The organism is Aquimarina hainanensis (assembly GCF_042684685.1).
Taxonomy (GTDB): Bacteria; Bacteroidota; Bacteroidia; order Flavobacteriales; family Flavobacteriaceae; genus Aquimarina; species Aquimarina hainanensis.
This window is the reverse complement of record NZ_JBHULX010000004.1, coordinates 1-17,752: the sequence shown is the minus strand read 5'-3', so window position 1 is coordinate 17,752 and position 17,752 is coordinate 1. Positions and strand designations below refer to the sequence as shown.

General features: G+C 31.9%; 10 protein-coding genes. 3 read left to right on the top strand and 7 right to left on the bottom strand.

All coding sequences use genetic code 11. From position 1 onward, the window contains the following. Positions 1-35: 35 nt before the first annotated feature. From ACFSTE_RS05510 to ACFSTE_RS05480, 7 genes are all read right to left on the bottom strand, one after another. Positions 36-3,488: a PorP/SprF family type IX secretion system membrane protein gene (locus tag ACFSTE_RS05510; protein ID WP_378298025.1), complete on the bottom strand. Its 3,453-nt coding sequence runs from the start codon at positions 3,486-3,488 to the stop codon at positions 36-38. A gap of 30 nt (positions 3,489-3,518) precedes the next feature. Beyond that, positions 3,519-5,555 (bottom strand): T9SS type B sorting domain-containing protein, encoded by a 2,037-nt coding sequence (locus tag ACFSTE_RS05505; RefSeq protein WP_378257783.1) that lies wholly within the window; start codon positions 5,553-5,555, stop codon positions 3,519-3,521. 542 nt (positions 5,556-6,097) lie between these two features. Continuing rightward, entirely contained in the window at positions 6,098-6,628 is a 531-nt protein-coding gene (locus tag ACFSTE_RS05500; RefSeq protein ID WP_176028189.1) for an OmpH family outer membrane protein, read from the bottom strand. A gap of 175 nt (positions 6,629-6,803) precedes the next feature. Further along, positions 6,804-7,658: a class I SAM-dependent methyltransferase gene (locus ACFSTE_RS05495; RefSeq protein WP_378257785.1), complete on the bottom strand. Its 855-nt coding sequence runs from the start codon at positions 7,656-7,658 to the stop codon at positions 6,804-6,806. Positions 7,659-7,814: 156 nt separating this feature from the next. Next, on the bottom strand, positions 7,815-9,686 hold the full coding sequence (gene mnmG / locus ACFSTE_RS05490) for a tRNA uridine-5-carboxymethylaminomethyl(34) synthesis enzyme MnmG (RefSeq protein ID WP_378257787.1): 1,872 nt from the start codon (positions 9,684-9,686) through the stop codon (positions 7,815-7,817). A gap of 120 nt (positions 9,687-9,806) precedes the next feature. Further along, positions 9,807-10,226 (bottom strand): rRNA maturation RNase YbeY, encoded by a 420-nt coding sequence (gene ybeY, locus ACFSTE_RS05485; RefSeq protein WP_176028187.1) that lies wholly within the window; start codon positions 10,224-10,226, stop codon positions 9,807-9,809. After that, positions 10,219-13,614: a hypothetical protein gene (locus ACFSTE_RS05480; RefSeq protein WP_378257790.1), complete on the bottom strand. Its 3,396-nt coding sequence runs from the start codon at positions 13,612-13,614 to the stop codon at positions 10,219-10,221. Before ACFSTE_RS05480 ends, ybeY begins: the two co-directional genes overlap by 8 nt. A gap of 101 nt (positions 13,615-13,715) precedes the next feature. On the opposite strand from ACFSTE_RS05480, the gene ACFSTE_RS05475 reads away from it, so the two are divergent. From ACFSTE_RS05475 to ACFSTE_RS05465, 3 genes are all read left to right on the top strand, one after another. Beyond that, positions 13,716-14,771 (top strand): alkane 1-monooxygenase, encoded by a 1,056-nt coding sequence (locus tag ACFSTE_RS05475; protein WP_378257791.1) that lies wholly within the window; start codon positions 13,716-13,718, stop codon positions 14,769-14,771. An 80-nt stretch (positions 14,772-14,851) separates the two neighbouring features. Then, positions 14,852-16,366 (top strand): glutamate--tRNA ligase, encoded by a 1,515-nt coding sequence (gene gltX / locus ACFSTE_RS05470; protein ID WP_378257793.1) that lies wholly within the window; start codon positions 14,852-14,854, stop codon positions 16,364-16,366. A gap of 155 nt (positions 16,367-16,521) precedes the next feature. After that, positions 16,522-17,484 (top strand): SPFH domain-containing protein, encoded by a 963-nt coding sequence (locus ACFSTE_RS05465; RefSeq protein ID WP_176028183.1) that lies wholly within the window; start codon positions 16,522-16,524, stop codon positions 17,482-17,484. Positions 17,485-17,752 lie beyond the last annotated feature (268 nt).

Here is a 17,752-nt window from a genome sequence, read left to right as displayed (position 1 = left end):
GGTTGAATTTCATTTTTTGTGTGTTAGTTAAGCTACTATTGTACTTTTAAAATATATAGTTCACCGTCATATGTATTATCGACATTAGAGAATAAGCTTTGTTTAGCTTCGTCAAGAGAATCAAACCTCTTAAGATACACATAGATGTAATTATCTTTAGGGTTTCTAAAGTGCTGAGGCTCTAATCCCTGACTTCTTAACTTAGCCATTCCTTGTTCGAAATAATTTTCTCGTTTAAAAATGTTTGTTATTAAATAATATCCATTTTCTATATTATGACCTCCGATAAAGGATAAATTTTCTGTTAATACATTATCTTCTTTTACGGTAGCCTTTATAATTCTTGTTTCTTGTAATAATCGCTTAAATGATTCTACTCTATTTCTAGCAATATTCAGAATCCACATATCTCCTAAATACCTGTTATCAATACTGCTCATGTATTTTTCTATCGCTTCATCTTTACTTCGATATGATTCAATTGCTACATATTGGAAATCATTTTCTGGATTTACAATCACTTGTGTATTATTAAATCCTAAATCGTTTTGTAATGCTGACTTAAATCGTTCTGCATATTCTCCTCCTTTAAATACATTTCCGATCAGGTAGTATCCTTCTGGATATCCTGCAATGTATTTTGTAGCGATTCTCGCTTCCGGTCTGGAAGTTTCAGCAAATTTTACAAATCTATTTTTAGCAACTAATCGCTTAGAACTAATTGGATTTCTTTCTTTTCTTACTTCATCTGCATCCTGGTTCATATTAACAAGAGATTCCAGAAGTTTATTAAATTCACGTTTGTCTACATTTAATCCAGAAGTTAGTAATGAGTCTCTACTCGCAATTAACTTATCAGTAATACGACTACTGTTATCTAATTCTTTTTGGATATCCTGAATATTCTCAGGTTCTTTTTCTTCCTGTCTTTTTCGTTCTTCTTCCGCTAATCGAGCTGCTTCTGCTTCCTGACGTAATCGCTCCTCTTCTGCTTTTTGCTTCGCTTCTTCTTCTAATCTTCTTTGTTCGCGCATTTCCATCTCCAACTGTCGTTGTGCTCTTAAACGTTCTTCTTCTGCTGCTTTTTGTCTTGCTTCCTCTTCCAATCGCTGTTGCTCACGCATTTCCATTTCCAGTTGTCGTTGCGCTCTCAATCGCTCCTCTTCTGCTGCTTTTTCTTCCGCTTCCTGACGTAATCGCTCCTCTTCTGCTAGTCGAGCTGCTTCCGCTTCCTGACGTAATCGCTCCTCTTCCGCTAATCGGGCTGCCTCTGCTTCCTGACGTAATCGCTCCTCTTCTGCTAATCGGGCTGCCTCTGCTTCCTGACGTAATCGCTCCTCTTCTGCTAATCGGGCTGCTTCTGCTTCCTGACGCAATCGCTCCTCTTCTGCTAATCGAGCTGCCTCTGCTTCCTGACGTAATCGCTCCTCTTCTGCTAATCGAGCTGCTTCTGCTTCCTGACGTAATCGCTCCTCTTCTGCTAATCGAGCTGCCTCTGCTTCCTGACGTAATCGCTCCTCTTCTGCCGCCTTCTCTTCTTGAAGCTCTTGCTCTCGCATTTCCATCTCTAATTGACGTTTTGCTCTTAATCGTTCCTCTTCTGCTGCCTTTTCCTCCTGAAGCTCTTGCTCTCGCATTTCCATTTCTAGCTGACGCTTAGCTCTTAGACGTTCTTCTTCTTCTTTCTCTTCCTGAAGCTGCTGTTCCTGCATCTCCATTTCTAATTTACGCTGTGCTCTTAGGCGTTCTTCTTCCTCCGCAGCAGCTTTTGCAGCCTCTTCTTGCTTTTTAGTAGCTTCAGCCACACGAGCAGCTTCAGCTTTTGCTTCTTCTTCTTTTTTCTTAGTAGCCTCTGCTTCTTCTTTTTCTCTTTCTATTCTAGCATCTTCTTCCGCTTGTTGTTTTGCTGCAATTGCTTCTCTGGCAGCTTCTTCTTTTTCTATTTCTTTAATTACTTCTTTCTCTTCTTCTGATAAATTTTCTTCTTCTTCCTTAGCTTTTTGTTCAGCAATTTCAATTTCTGTCATTTCTGCTGTTAGCTTTCTACTTGCACGTAATCTTCTTTCCTCTTCTTCTCGTTCTTGCTCTGTCATTTCAGCAGTTAGCTTTCGACTCGCTCTCAATCGCTCTTCTTCTTCAGCAATTTCCTGCTCTGTCATTTCTGCTGTTAGTTTTCTTCTTGCTCTTAATCGCTCCTCTTCCGCTGCTCGCTCCTCAGCTGTCATATCAACAGATAATCGACTTCTGGATCGTAAACGTTCTTCTTCTGCACGTTGCTGTTCGGTCATTTCTCTCTCCAGTTGTGACCTTCTATTGAGCAATTCTACTTCTTCTTTTCTTTGCTCTGCCAATTCTTTTGCTCGTCTTGCTTCTTCCTCTTTGGCTTCCTGAATAGATCTTTCTAACCTACTCATAGCTCTACGCGCTTCGGATAAAGAGTCTCCATTCTTTTCTCTTAATTCCTGAATTAGCTTATTTTGCTGTAATATTTCTTTCTTTAATCTTCTTATTTCTGAATCTCTAGCTTCATATGCTTTTTGAGAGGATGATTTTCTACTTCTTCCTTTTCTATCATCTACATTAAAGTTATATGCTAACCCCACTTCATGAGTTGCACCAAAATTGCTAGTGTCCCCAAAGCCTGTTTCATAGGTATATCCAATAGAAACTTTTGGCGAAATATTAGCTCCTACTCCCAGCGAAGCTCCATAAAAACTATTATATCCTAATTGAGCCCACCCTAATTTTGGTAATTCGACAATTCCATTCGCTCCATATCTCAAATCTCCTTCTGATGGCATACTGGCATATACCATTGCTCTAACTGTTTTATCTGATCTTCTCTCAAGACTAGTCGTATACATCGCATGCCCTGAAATAGTCATATTATCTGTGGCTAATTCACTAGAAGTTAAATTATACGCAACAAGGTTGCTTACCGCAACCCCTACATCAAATTGATCGTAATTAAAATTAATTCCCGGTGATAACAAGAAAACCGAACTCTTCTCATAATTAATAATGAGCGGATCGTTTACTTGTAATCCATTATTAAGAGTAAAGCCATCATCGATGGTTGCCGCATCTATATTTGATTTTATACCACTTTGAGAAAACCCTAGGTTCATACCAAAAGTAAGATTCATGTCTCTGTCTATTTCTACTCGATATGCATAATTAGCAACCCCTCCAAAATACCGGTAAATTCCTTCGTTTTGTTGGTGCAGACCAATACTTACTCCCATTCTTTCATCAAAATTAGAAGTATAGTTTATCAAAAAAGTCTGCGGATTATCATTGAAAGAAGCCCATTGAACTTTATTGTAAACGTTAATAGATTTCTTATTTTCTCTTACTAAAGAAAAGGTAGGGTTAAAGTAAAAACGATTGTACTTTACCAAATTATGGGTAGGTATATCCGAAGGAAGTACACCAAAATTTGTACTCTCTTCCTGTGCTTTCGTTATATTGAAAACTGTGCAAAACATACCAAACAAAAATAGTTTTCTGATCATAGATTATCTCATTACCGTAATTGAACCTTTTCGTATTACGGAATTGTTTTTTGTTATCACAAAGTAATATATTCCATCTTTAGCAGATGATCCAGAATTTTCTGGCCAATCTCCATTCTGAAAATTGGTTTTCTGTAGATCTACTTTCCCTCTTGAATCATATATCGTTATCTCTACCTCTTGACTGTTCGTTAATTCATCTGGTAAATTCCAAGAATCATTAACCCCATTTCCATCGATCGTTACCACGTTTGGGATAAAACTTGATAACGCTATTTCATTTCTTATTTCTTTTATAGGAGTATCGTATACACATTCTCCAGAAGTTATTCTTACAAAATAATCTCCTGCTTCCTGTACTACTAACTGATTTGTTGTTTCTCCTTCAATACTTGTATTTTCTCCATCCACTACTCTAAACCATTCATAAATATAATTGGCATTTTGTGGTACAGAAAGGGTAACACTTCCATTAAAAGGGATTGTTTCCGGATCAGCTGTTATTTCGATTGAATCTTCTAGGATTTCTATAGTAAGCTCATTAGATACATCCGGTTGAAATCCACCTGATTTTACACTTACTTCTAGTGTATAGACGTCATTTTCATCTATTCCATTTACAGCATAAGTAGTTCCTGTTTCTCCTGTAGTCTGACCTGATTTAAACCATTCAAAAGAGAAGAAATCATATTGCTCAGGTGTTAACGGAACCTCTACATTTCCCGGTGTTATTCCGAATAAGTTTTCTAAGGCAATTGTAGCAACACTGGCATCACAATCAATAACTGATGCAATAACAGGTTTAAAGTCTGTAGGAATAAAAATTTCAGTTTCTGACTGTAATACACTATTACAAACATCATTAGTAGTAACATCTACTCTATATACACCAGGACTTGAGGTCGTTATAGAAAGACCAGTTGCACCTGTGATCGGATTTCCATTTTCAAACCATTGAATGGTACTTCCGTCAGGTGCATTTGTAGTAATAGCGAGTGTTATTATTTCTGTCGGCATCAGGATCATCTCCGGAGGTGGTCTCGTCAAAATATCAGAACCTAAATTAATAACCTCTACAGGGTTTGATATTTCAGTACAAAGATCTGAAGCATCCACTTGTACGGTATAGTTCCCTGCGAAATTGCTGTCTGGCAAGAGATAAATAGAACTATTTGCGCCTTCTATTGCAACACCGTCTAAGAACCATTGATACGTATAGGCTTCATCTTTAATATTACAACTCAATAGTTTATTAACCTGTTGCGGACAAAATTCCAAAGGAGGAGTTATTCCTCCGGTATCAATAAAGGCAGTGGTTTTATTTAAATAAAAAACATCTATACTTGCACGACTAAAATCATAACGCAAATTACAGGAACCAAAATCAATCTGTACCTCATAATTTCCCTCTTGCGTAACATTTTCTAATGTAGATCCTGTTTCACCTGCTAATATATTTCCATTAAATTTCCATATATATTCAGCAAACCCTTCTGGACGCGCAGTCAATGTAACAGACTCTCCCTGACATATCGCAACATTGTTAGCATCTGGATTAGGCCCTGATAGAGTTACTCCTACACTAGTATCGAAATAATAAATAGGTATGTTTGTATTGATATCACCTATAAATTCAGAACTGTCTGTTTTTACCGCTCTAACACGTAAACTAAAATTTTCACCTCTTAATTCAATTGGAATTGTAAAAGGACCAAAGTCTAATTTGAATGCTGGTGTAATAGGAAATTCAGCCGTAAAGCTTGCTAATTCTGTGGTAGTCGTATCAGAAAAAACACCATCTGCATCAGATAACTCCAGCATAAAACTGGTTCCAATACCAAAAAAACCTGAAGGACCATTGTATTCTGCAACGGCAGATCGATTGGGTGTATTTTGATTAACACAGGCAATTTCTGCTGTGTTTGAAATATCATTAATATAAAACTGAGGTTTAGATATAGTCTGAGCTACCATTTTATATGATAACATACAAAATAGTAGCACGAATGCTAGGGACGACAGGTTAAGTTTTTTTTTCATAACATCACACTTATTAAAAAGGTGAAGGGAATATTACTTCAGCGATTTGGGGCGCTTGTTGATAATATTGTTAATATAATTTTAGTAAAGTCCTAAATTTATAAATTAATTATTTATATCAAACTTTATTTTAATTTTTTTTTGTAATAATATTCCTACTCTATTTATTTATACTAATTTCTTTATACAACTAATTACTTTTAAAGCTTTATAATATACATAAAAAAAAGTAAATCAGTATGTTATAGATAAAAAAAAGAAAAATTATCCTATAATATCGACTATGAATTATAATAATTTTCTTTAAAGAACATCTAGATGTGCTATAAAAATAGTGCTTTTATCTACACAAATTTTCAATTTCAAATAGCTAAAAACGACAAATTTATACGACAAACTGAAAAAAAATAACGATATAGTAATCTCTTTTTTTTCATTTAAGTGTATAAAAATTATTTTTTTTCTACCTAAAAGTCATTTATTTATCATAAAAAAAAGCCTCATTAATTTTATTTAATGAGGCTGTCAAGTTTTAATCAATTTTATTCTTTAGAATCAGATGTTTTCTCTTCTCCATTAAGTTCTTTCAGGATATCGTCTGTAATATCTAATGCTTCTTTGGCATATAAAATATTAGCCCCTTCTGTATCACCATAAATGTAGGTGTATTGATTCTTCTTTCCATACTCCTTGATAAAACCTTTTACCTTGGTGATAATAGAATCAATTTCTGCCTGACTTCCTTTTTGAATTTCCTGCATCTTCAATTGTTGTTCTTGCTGAAGTTGTTGCTGTTTTGTCATCAGCTCCTGCTCTTTCTTTTGTCTATTCGCAGCAGACATAGACTTCATTATGTTTTGATAACCTTGAACTTCTGTTTGAAATTGCTTTGCTTTAGCTTCTAGCTCAGCTCTTACTTCATCATTCTTTTTTGTCCACTTATCCTGAGCTTCTTTCATTTCTTTGTAATCAGAAACTACTTTTGTGTTATTTACATATCCTGTTTTCTCAGCTGGCTGATTACATGATGCTAACGTAAGAAAAGCAGCTGCAATCCATATACACTTTTTCATTTTAATAAAGATTAATTTCAGCACAAAAATATCAAAGTTAATGTGATGTAATAGCGATTGTCTATCAAATTATTATAATATAATAAAAAACAATAATTAATACTATTTGTATAAATATTAATTATAGATTATTTATTCTAAAATCATACAACACTAACATTGCATAGATTGTTATTTACTTTTTAGAAAACACATATATATGGGAAGAAAACTCCTGAGAACGTCTTCCTTTTATATTCGAAAGAAAACCAATCCAAAAAGCTCTAAAAAAATTCATTTTTTGATTCTTATATTTCTCTGATAAAAGGGAAACATAATATGCATCAAATTTCATAGGTAAGATTTGTTCCAAAACAAAAGCCTGTTCCTCAAAAATATTTTTTATTCCATTTTTTGAAAAATGCCATAAATGTCTTGGAACATCATATGCTGCCCAAAACTCTTTATAAAATTGTGCATCATATGATTTAAAATTCGGTACTGCGATTACTAATTTACCTGTATGAGTAAGCAATCGCTTTAATTCTTTTATTTGTTTTTCTATATCCGGTACATGTTCCAAAACATGCCACATTGTTATTACATCAAAACTATGATCATTATATATACTTGTATTAGTATCTAGATCTATGTTTTTTGATGCTGCTAATTTTCGTGCATTATCATTAGGCTCTACTCCACTTATCTTCCAAGAGTTTTTCTTTGCATGGAATAAAAAATCCCCAGTTCCTGCTCCTATATCCAAAAGGTTTCCAGTTCCCTTATGTAAACTAGTAATAAGGGATACTTTCTTATTAATAGCATATTTCTTTACTACCTGATATATTTTTTCAAAAACAGATCGTTTTGAATCGGTATGAGAAATATAATCTTCACTTTCATAATATTTATCCAATTCCTCTATACAAGATTTGGGTCTGGTTTCTAATATTTCATATTTTTTATAAAAATGTAATTCAAATTCCTCTTTTGTTATGGTATGATCTATACAACGGATATGAAAACTATTTTTATCTATATTACTCATCATTATGTAAAAAATTACTGTATATATTGATATATACAACGAATAAAAAATACTTTTTTGAACAAAAAACTCCTTTTTAAATGCTAAAAACACAAAAAACTATCATTTTTAATAGTTTTTTGTGTTTTTAGTATCAAGTTCCACGTGGAACATCTTTTATTACCTTCCCATATATACTAATAATACCGAAATATCATTAGGAGAGACTCCACTAATTCTCGATGCTTGAGATACCGTTCTAGGTTTAATTTTCGACATTTTTTCTCTCGCTTCAAAAGATAATGACTTCAACTTAGAATAATCAAAATTTTCTGGAATACGAACATCTTCTAAACGATTCAATTTATCTGCATTATTTTTTTCTTTTTCAATATATCCCGCATATTTTACCTGAATCTCTGCTTGTTCTAAAATTTCTTGTTCTAGATTATTTTCATTTATATACTCTTTCACTTTCTCAAAAGTAATCACATCCTCTAAAGTAATTTGTGGTCTGGCAAACAATTTAAAAAGTTTACCACTTTGACTCATCGGAGAAGATCCTTTTTTCTCTAATACAGGATTTGCTTCTTTTGGAGAAATACTTGTTTCTTTAAAAAAGGAAACAAGATTAGAAGATTCTTTTTCTTTTTTCTCCATTCTTTTTAATCGCTGCTCTGTAGCTAATCCTATATCATAAGATTTTGGTGTTAATCTAAAATCAGCATTATCTTGTCGTAGTAATGTTCTATATTCTGCTCTAGAGGTAAACATTCTATAAGGTTCTTCTGTTCCTTTTGTAATTAGATCATCTATCAGTACACCAATATAAGCTTCGCTTCTTTTTAAAATAAAAGGTTCCTTTTCTTTAACTTGTAATGCGGCATTAACTCCAGCCATCAATCCTTGAGAAGCAGCTTCTTCATATCCTGTAGTACCATTAATTTGTCCCGCAAAATATAATCCGTCTATAATTTTAGTCTCAAGTGTATGTTTTAACTGTGTGGGTGGAAAATAATCGTATTCTATTGCATATCCAGGGCGAAAGAATTTTACTTTTTCAAAACCTTCTACAGAACGTAGTGCTTTAAACTGAACATCTTCTGGTAAAGAGGTAGAAAATCCATTAATATACATTTCTACTGTATTCCATCCTTCCGGTTCCACAAAAATCTGATGACGATCTTTATCTGCAAATCTATTAATTTTATCTTCTATCGACGGACAGTATCTTGGTCCTATACTTTTTATTCTTCCATTAAACATAGGAGACCTATCGAACCCTTCTCTTAATAAGTCATGAACTAAAGGAGATGTATACGTCATATGACAAGACCTTTGTTTTTTCAAAGGGGATGTCATATTCGAATAACTAAATTTTTCGGGTTGTTCATCTCCGGGTTGTTCTATCATTTTAGAAAAGTCCAAAGAACGTCCATCTACACGAGGTGGTGTTCCTGTTTTCATTCTTCCAGATTCAAAACCAAGAGTTACCAATTCTTCTGTTATTCCTGTAGCTGCTTTTTCACCTGCTCTTCCTCCTCCAAATTGTTTTTCTCCAATATGTATTAAACCATTTAAAAAAGTTCCATTAGTCAAAACAACAGACTTACTTTTAATCTCAACACCCAATGATGTTTTTACTCCCTTAATTTTATTTCCTTCTATCACCAATCCTCCTACCATTTCTTGATAAAAATCAAGATTTTCTGTTTGTTCCAAAAGATTTCTCCATTCTTCGGCAAACCTCATACGATCGCTTTGAACTCTTGGACTCCACATTGCAGGTCCTTTTGATTTATTCAACATTTTGAATTGAATGGCCGTTCGGTCACTCACAATTCCACTATATCCACCCAAAGCATCAATCTCTCTTACTATTTGTCCTTTTGCAATTCCACCCATTGCTGGATTACAACTCATCTGAGCAATGTTCTGCAAATTCATTGTGATCAACAATGTTTTGCATCCCATATTCGCAGCAGCTGCCGCAGCTTCACTACCTGCATGCCCTCCTCCTACTACAATAACATCATATTCTCTTTCAAACATAACTTTATATAATCTGTTCCACGTGGAACATCTGTTTTTTTATTCGTTACATGTTCCACGTGGAACACTTAATTTTGATTTATTTTATTTGTTCCACGTGGAACATACTGTATGTTTTACTCAACGTTCCACGTGGAACATTTTAAGTTTTTCATCTTCTTTCTTTCTCATTAGTTCTTCTTCTTTTGTCGTTTTATCTTTGTATCCACAGAAATGTAACACCCCATGAATCAATACCCGACGCATCTCTTCTTCATTAGATACTTTAAATAATTTAGCATTTTCTTCTACCCTTTCTGTAGATATAAAAATATCTCCACTTAGTTGATTTCCTAAAGAGTTATCAAAACTAATAATATCCGTATACGTATCATGTTCTAAAAAACGTTGATTAATATCTAATAGATATTCATCATTACATAAAATATAAGATATTTCACCAATACTTTTTTCTTCTGATATTATCACATCTTTAATCCATTCTTTCAAACGTTCTTCATTCTCTAGATTATATCTAGTTTCGTAATAAAAATTAATCATTCTTCTCTTTAAAATATTGCTGAACTTTTCCTTTGTATTTTTGCCGCAAAGGTAATACTTGTCTGTTTAAAATTTCAGTAGTATTAAAATATTGTTTTGCATCGTTTAATATACTCGGATTATCTTGATCGAATTCTTTTTTGTTTGTTTCACTTTGTCTTTTAGAATCTTCTCCTTGCTGAAAACTTGCTTCTTTTAATTTAAACAGTTCATGTTTTAAGTTTACCATTCTCTTTAATGTCTCTTTATCGAAACCTTTGTCTAAAAGATCCCTTTCTACTTGTTTCATTCTATTAAGCAAATTTTTAGACTTCTTATTTCCTAAGCCGATCTCTTCAATCTTATCCTGTAATTTATTTCTTAACTCTAATTGTTGTTTATAAATTTCAAACAATTCTCCATCTAATTCTTCTCTTTGCAATTGCTCGTTTCTTTGTTCATCTCCATTTCCTCCTTCATTATTATTACCATCTTTCTTTCCTTTCCATTTCTTTTTGCCGTTATCATTCTCTCCTTTCTTCTCACCTTCTTTACTTGTATTTTTCTTTTCACCATTTTCTTTTTCTCCTTTACTTCCTTTTCCTTGGCTTTCCCCTTTTTTCATTCCTTCTTCCATCTTTTGATTCAGCTCTCCTTGTTTCTTTATAATATCTGGTAATTGAAATTCATTCTTTCCGCTTTTACCACTTCCACTAGAAGGTGTAGCATTTTGCATTTGTCCTAAAATTCTACTTAATTGATATGCTAAATCATTAGCTCCTTTTACTGTGTATTGCTGATTAGAAGTTGCAGGAAATAATTGATTATCGGATAATTTCTTTAAGGCATTTTCTATATTATATTCTATCTCTGTCAATTTATCGGTTATATCTTCTGTAATTTTAGGTGTTCTCAAAGCTAAGGCATAAATACTATCATCTATATGTAAAAAGTTTTCTCTCAAAACACTCTGATATTTAAGATTACTTGAATATATAGGATTATCAATTTTAATATTTTTAAAATCGTTCATCAGATCTTCTTGCTCTATTGAAAAATCAACGAGGTTATCAAGAATCTGACGCAACATTTCTTCATCTTCCATCATCTCTATTTCTCCATTTGCACTCATCTGCATCTTCATTTTATCACTCATTTCTTTCATCTTTTGAGCAGCAGATTTTTGATTTTTCTTTGCATCAGAAGTTTTCTCTTTTTCTAAATTGTCAGAAGCTTGCTTTTGTTGTTCTTTTATATCTTGCTTATCCTTTTCATTTGCTCCCACATCCATAGGTTTTTTCAAATCTTCATTTTGTTCTTTAAGATCTTTCAGCTCTTTTTCTATTTCATTAAATTCCTTATTTATTTCTTCCTGTTTCTCTTTAGTGTTTTCATCTTCATTTTTAGTAGCCAATTTTTCTTGTTTCTCTGCTAACTTCTGTAGGTCATCTGCTATCTTTTCCTGTTTTTCTTTTACGTAAAACCGTTTTGTAAGCTCTAATAATTGTTCTAAATTTCTTTTTATATTCTTATTTTCCTTAGCAAGATCCTCTAACTTTTCGGTTAGTTTTTCTTTATCTATTTTATCTGATAACTCATTAATCTTTTTTATAAGCTCTTCATTCTTCTTTAACCGTTGTTCATTTCTTTCCAAGCGTTCTTTTAAAGCATCTTTAAAAGGTTCTTCTTTTTTTGATGTATGTTTTTCTAAACTTTCTTTTAATTTCTTAGAAAAATTCATCATCAGTTCCTCCTCTTTCTTTTGTCTTTCTAAAAAATTCTCTAATTTTTTCTGATCGTTAAAGTCTAATTTCTTCTTCTCTTTTTGTAATTTACTAAGCTCTTTTAATTCATTCTCCTGGTTTTTGAATTCCTTTAAAGATTTATTTAATCCTGAAATCGCTTTGTTCTGCTCTTGCAATACTTTATTTTTCCTTTCATCTTCTGTCAATGCACGATAATTAAATACTTTACTCTTTGTTTTCTTATATCCATGCAATACATCGTTATCGGAAACCTCAAAGAAAAACTCATAATCTATTCCATCCGTAAGTTCGATATTATAAGGAAATACATAAATGAATTCCTCGTATACATTTTTAGAAATAGGAATCCGTATACGATTTTTACTGTCTGGTTTCTTTGTGTTATAATACACTAAATTTAATTGATGCAATCCATAATCATCATTAAGTGTTCCTTTAAAAAACATTTTCTCAGAACCCAATGAATCTCTTTTTGCTTGTAATTTAATCTCCGGATATTGATCTTTTATTACTTTCAATAAAAAAGATAAATTATCATAATCACTCACATTAGCATTAGAGGTAGAAAGTAAATAGTCAAGATTATTAAACACTCTTGATGTATATTCAAATTGTTCTCTATTTTGCTTAAAAGATATTACAGTATCTATTGTTTTTAAGTTTACCTTTTCTACATTTCTTGTATTAATCTTCCAAGTTACATTCGTCCCTTCTGGGATCACTGCACTACCTGAACTCTTAATAACCTCGTCTTTCTTTTTTGTATATGAAGGGTAATCTAATACCATATCAAAACTCAATAACACAGGAACAGGAACTACTTGTAGTTTATATTTTTTAGAATGAATACCATTTGCTTCTATACTAAAAGTGATATCGTTCTTAGGTTTTGTAAACTTATATTCAAAAGAACCTGCGCTTATACTTTTCAAAAAATAACTTTCATCATTAAATTGTATACTAGCATTTTCTGGAATAACATCTCCTACAGTTTTTACTTTTAATACATAATCATGATTTTCTAAAGCATTCAATTCCTCATTAACTACAAAAAATTCGAAAGGTGCCGGAGGTACATAAGCAGTTTGATAATTAACAACTCTAGTATAGCTATCCGAAAACCAATGAATTCCTCCAAAAAAAGATACTAGTAAAAAAAGAGCAAGTGGAATCAATAAATACTTAGCATAAGACACATTTTTCTTAAGATCAACTGCTACTTTAAAAGGAATTGGTTTTAACTCTAAAGATTTTTGTTCTATACTCGCTGCTAATAAATCTGATTTATTACCATCATCATTTAATTGTAATAAATTAATTAGTTTATCATTTACTTCCGGAAAATGATTCCCTATCATCTTTGAAGCATTCAAAAAATTCAGTCCTTTGGTAAGTCTAAATAATCTGAATAATGGTATGATTATAAACTTAACCAGTAATCCTATAGCTACAAGAATAAATAACCAAAACAATAGACTTCTACCAATAGAAGGCAACCACAAAAAATATTCAATCAACAATGTAACGATCAGATATAATACACCAATCGAAACGAATAAAATACTTCCTTTTATTAATTCATTGACATAAAATTTTCTAATAAAAGCTTCTAATTTACTCTTTATAATTTCAAAATTACTCATGTCTACTAGCTATCTATACACTTTAACCTTTAAAACTACCATTTTTATTTTTAATAGAATCCTTATATTTCCTAAAATACACTTCCACAAATTATATAACGATGAAAAAATTTCAATACCTCGCGACCTTTATCGTCCCTGCTACCTTACTTATTGGAATACATAAACTCTCTTATTTTGTATACATAACACCTATATTTAGTTTCATTCTTATACCAGTTCTTGAATTATTTACACATTCAGAAGAACAATCTTCTATGAAAAAAGGATCTATTGATTACAGCAAAGATTCTTTTTTTGATATCTTATTATGGATTAATATCCCACTGATCATATACATTCTATTCTCTGTATTGGAAGCATCGAAAAATAATCTATCCCTTTCAGAAAGTATCGGACTAACCATTTCATTAGGAATTGTATTAAGTTCTAATGCCATTAATGTAGGTCATGAATTAGGTCATAGAAAAGGAACAGAAAAATATTTAGGAAAACTTCTGCTCCTTCCTACCCTATATATGCATTTTTTTATCGAACACAATTACGGGCATCACAACAGGGTCGCTACCAAAGAAGATCCAGTCACTGCACAATACAATCAACCTATATATCAATTTTGGTTTTCCTCTATTTATGGTCAATACATCAGTGCCTGGCAAATACAAAAAAAACTTCTTCGACAAAAAGGAAAAAAATTTATATCCATACACAATGATATGTTGTGTTATCTATTACTTCAATCTTTATATCTCTTCTTCATTTACCATCGCTATACTATCTCTGGAATACTTGTGGTATTTATTGCAGCAATTATTTCTATTCTACTCTTAGAGACTATCAATTATGTAGAACATTATGCTCTTGTACGTATCAAAAAGAAAAATGGTAGATATGAACGAATACTACCAATCCATTCATGGAATTCGAATCACTTACTAGGTCGTATTATGCTTTATGAAATCACCCGGCATAGTGATCACCATCATCGCACTTCTAAAAAATATCAAGTATTGGAACACCACGATAGTAGTCCACAACTCCCTTATGGATATCCAACCAGTATGCTTATTGCACTAATTCCTCCTTTATGGTTTCATATAATGAACAAACATGTACCGAATTCTATGAAACCTATAGATAAAAAAAACATGGAATAATTAAGAAACCATTTTATTACAATAATTACATTGTATCTTTGATCCTATTTTAATTGTTATAAAAGGCAAAACTAATTACCATGACAAAAAATATTAGGGTTCGATTTGCTCCTAGTCCTACAGGTCCATTACACATTGGTGGTGTACGAACTGCTTTATTTAATTATTTATTCGCTAAACAAAATAATGGAACTTTTATTCTTCGTATAGAAGATACAGATCAAAAAAGATATGTTCCCGGAGCGGAAGATTATATTACAGAATCATTAAACTGGTGTAATATTCCATTTGATGAAGGTCCTGGTAAAGAAGGAAAATATGGTCCATACAGACAAAGTGAAAGAAAACACTTATATAAACAATATGCTGATCAATTGATCAATGAAGGAAAAGCTTATTATGCTTTTGATACAGCTGAGGATCTTGATACATTGAGAAAACAATATGAATCTGAGAAAAAAACTTTTATTTACAATTGGTCAAATAGAGAACATCTTCAAAATTCGCTTTCATTAACACAAGATCAAATAAATAAAAAACTAGCTTCTGGAGAACCTTATGTTATCAGATTCAAAACTCCTGCAGATGAAATACTATCACTACACGATGAAATAAGAGGAAGTATCACTATACAAACCAAAACACTAGATGATAAAATTTTGTTCAAAAGTGATGGAATGCCTACTTATCATTTAGCCAATATTGTTGATGATCATCTTATGGAAATAACACATGTAATTCGCGGAGAAGAATGGTTGCCTTCGCTTGCTTTGCATGTATTGCTATATCAATCATTGGGATGGGAAGCTCCAACCTTTGCTCATCTTCCTCTTATCCTAAAACCAATAGGAAAAGGAAAACTCAGCAAACGAGATGGAGATAAATTAGGTTTTCCTGTTTTTCCTTTAGAATGGGTTGATCCAAAAAATAGTGAAACTTCTTCTGGTTACAAACAAGATGGTTATTTACCAGAAGCCGTTGTAAACATGCTTGCTTTTCTTGGATGGAATCCTGGTACTGAACAAGAAATTTTCTCATTAGAAGAATTAATTCAGCAATTTGATTTAAAGAAAGTAAATAAAGCAGGTGCAAAATTTGATCCTGAAAAAACCAAATGGTTTCAACAACAGCATTTACAAAATCTGAGCCTTCAAGTTTTAACTTCTAATTTCAAAAATCAATTAGAAGATCATGAAATCACTACAAATTTAGATCTTTCACGAATTGTACAAAGTGTAAAAGAAAGAGCTACTTTTAGTACAGATCTTTGGAATCTTTCTGAATTTTACTTCCAGGCTCCTAAAAACTATGATCCTAAAGCATCTAAAAAAGCATGGAAAGAAGATACTAATAGTCTCATGAGTTCTCTGATTAATGAAATAAATAATATCAAACAATTTGATACAGAAACGGTAACTACCAGTATAAAGCAATGGATTACTTCTTCTGAAATAGGATTTGGAAAAATCATGATGCCACTTCGATTATCCCTGGTTGGATCTCTACAAGGACCCGATGTTTTCGAGATTATTTCTATTTTGGGTAAAGAAGAAACAGTACGACGAATACAACAATTACAAACCGTATTATCTTAATAAAGAAGCCATCAATACTGATGGCTTTCTTTTTATTGTAACAATTCTATATTTATATATACCAATATATAGCCCTCCCCTACTAATTTATATATCAAACTGACAAGTGTCTAATTAAAAATTTGTAAATTTTAATCTAATAATTAAACAAAACTATGGGATCAATCTTATTTTACTTTTTAATATTTTTAGGAGTCATTATACTCTTCACAGGAATATTCACCGTCAAGCAACAAACCGCTATAATCATAGAAAGATTTGGAAAATATTTAAGCACCAGAAATTCTGGTTTACATTTCAAAATTCCATTAATTGATCGAATAGCAGGAAAGATAACTTTAAAGATTCAACAATTAGATGTAATCGTCGAAACCAAAACCAAAGATGATGTTTTTGTACGTTTAAAAATTTCAGTACAATTTCAAGTAATTAAAAATAAAGTATATGATGCATTCTATCGATTAGAGAATCCTCATGATCAGATTACATCTTATGTATTTGATGTCGTTCGTGCCGAAGTACCTAAAATGAAATTAGATGATGTTTTCGAAAGAAAAGATGATATTGCTATCGCTGTAAAAAGTGAATTAAACGAAGCAATGCTTAATTATGGATATGATATAATTAAAACCTTGGTAACTGATATCGATCCTGACTTACAAGTAAAAGAGGCTATGAATAGAATTAATGCAGCAGAAAGAGAAAAAATAGCTGCTGAATACGAAGCAGAAGCAGAAAGGATTAAAATTGTAGCCAAAGCAAGAGCAGAAGCAGAAAGTAAAAGATTACAAGGACAAGGTATTGCTGATCAAAGAAGAGAAATTGCCAGAGGTCTGGAAGAAAGTGTTGATGTATTAAACAATGTCGGAATCAATTCTCAAGAAGCCTCTGCCCTTATAGTAGTAACTCAACATTACGATACATTGCAATCTATCGGAGAAGAAACAAATAGTAATTTAATTTTATTACCTAATTCTCCACAAGCCGGTAGTGATATGCTTAATAATATGATTGCATCTTTTACTGCTTCAAATCAAATTGGAGAGGAAATAAAAAAACAAAATGCTAAAAAAGGAATCATCAACAAAAAAAAGAATGGTGATTCTTCTAATGAATAATAAAATTGTTCCACGTGTATACAAAATCCTGTTTTCTTATGAAACAGGATTTTTTTTACGCCTACTTAATAAAAATCATCAGAAACATATTGTATTTGTATTTAAATTCTATTTACATATAAATACCTTACTTAAAAAAAATAAACGTTTATATCTTATTAAAATAGGTTATAATTAATAAGTAAAATCTATTATAAAACACAAAATAATAATTAATAATAATAAATACTTAAAATTATTACGTATACTAAAAATAAAGACCTATAAT

Coding starts and splice junctions, on each gene's coding strand:
- ACFSTE_RS05510 (WP_378298025.1), bottom strand. CDS start 3,488: ATGTTTTGCACAGTTTTCAATATAACGAAAGCACAGGAAGAGAGTACA.
- ACFSTE_RS05505 (WP_378257783.1), bottom strand. CDS start 5,555: ATGAAAAAAAAACTTAACCTGTCGTCCCTAGCATTCGTGCTACTATTT.
- ACFSTE_RS05500 (WP_176028189.1), bottom strand. CDS start 6,628: ATGAAAAAGTGTATATGGATTGCAGCTGCTTTTCTTACGTTAGCATCA.
- ACFSTE_RS05495 (WP_378257785.1), bottom strand. CDS start 7,658: ATGATGAGTAATATAGATAAAAATAGTTTTCATATCCGTTGTATAGAT.
- mnmG (WP_378257787.1), bottom strand. CDS start 9,686: ATGTTTGAAAGAGAATATGATGTTATTGTAGTAGGAGGAGGGCATGCA.
- ybeY (WP_176028187.1), bottom strand. CDS start 10,226: ATGATTAATTTTTATTACGAAACTAGATATAATCTAGAGAATGAAGAA.
- ACFSTE_RS05480 (WP_378257790.1), bottom strand. CDS start 13,614: ATGAGTAATTTTGAAATTATAAAGAGTAAATTAGAAGCTTTTATTAGA.
- ACFSTE_RS05475 (WP_378257791.1), top strand. CDS start 13,716: ATGAAAAAATTTCAATACCTCGCGACCTTTATCGTCCCTGCTACCTTA.
- gltX (WP_378257793.1), top strand. CDS start 14,852: ATGACAAAAAATATTAGGGTTCGATTTGCTCCTAGTCCTACAGGTCCA.
- ACFSTE_RS05465 (WP_176028183.1), top strand. CDS start 16,522: ATGGGATCAATCTTATTTTACTTTTTAATATTTTTAGGAGTCATTATA.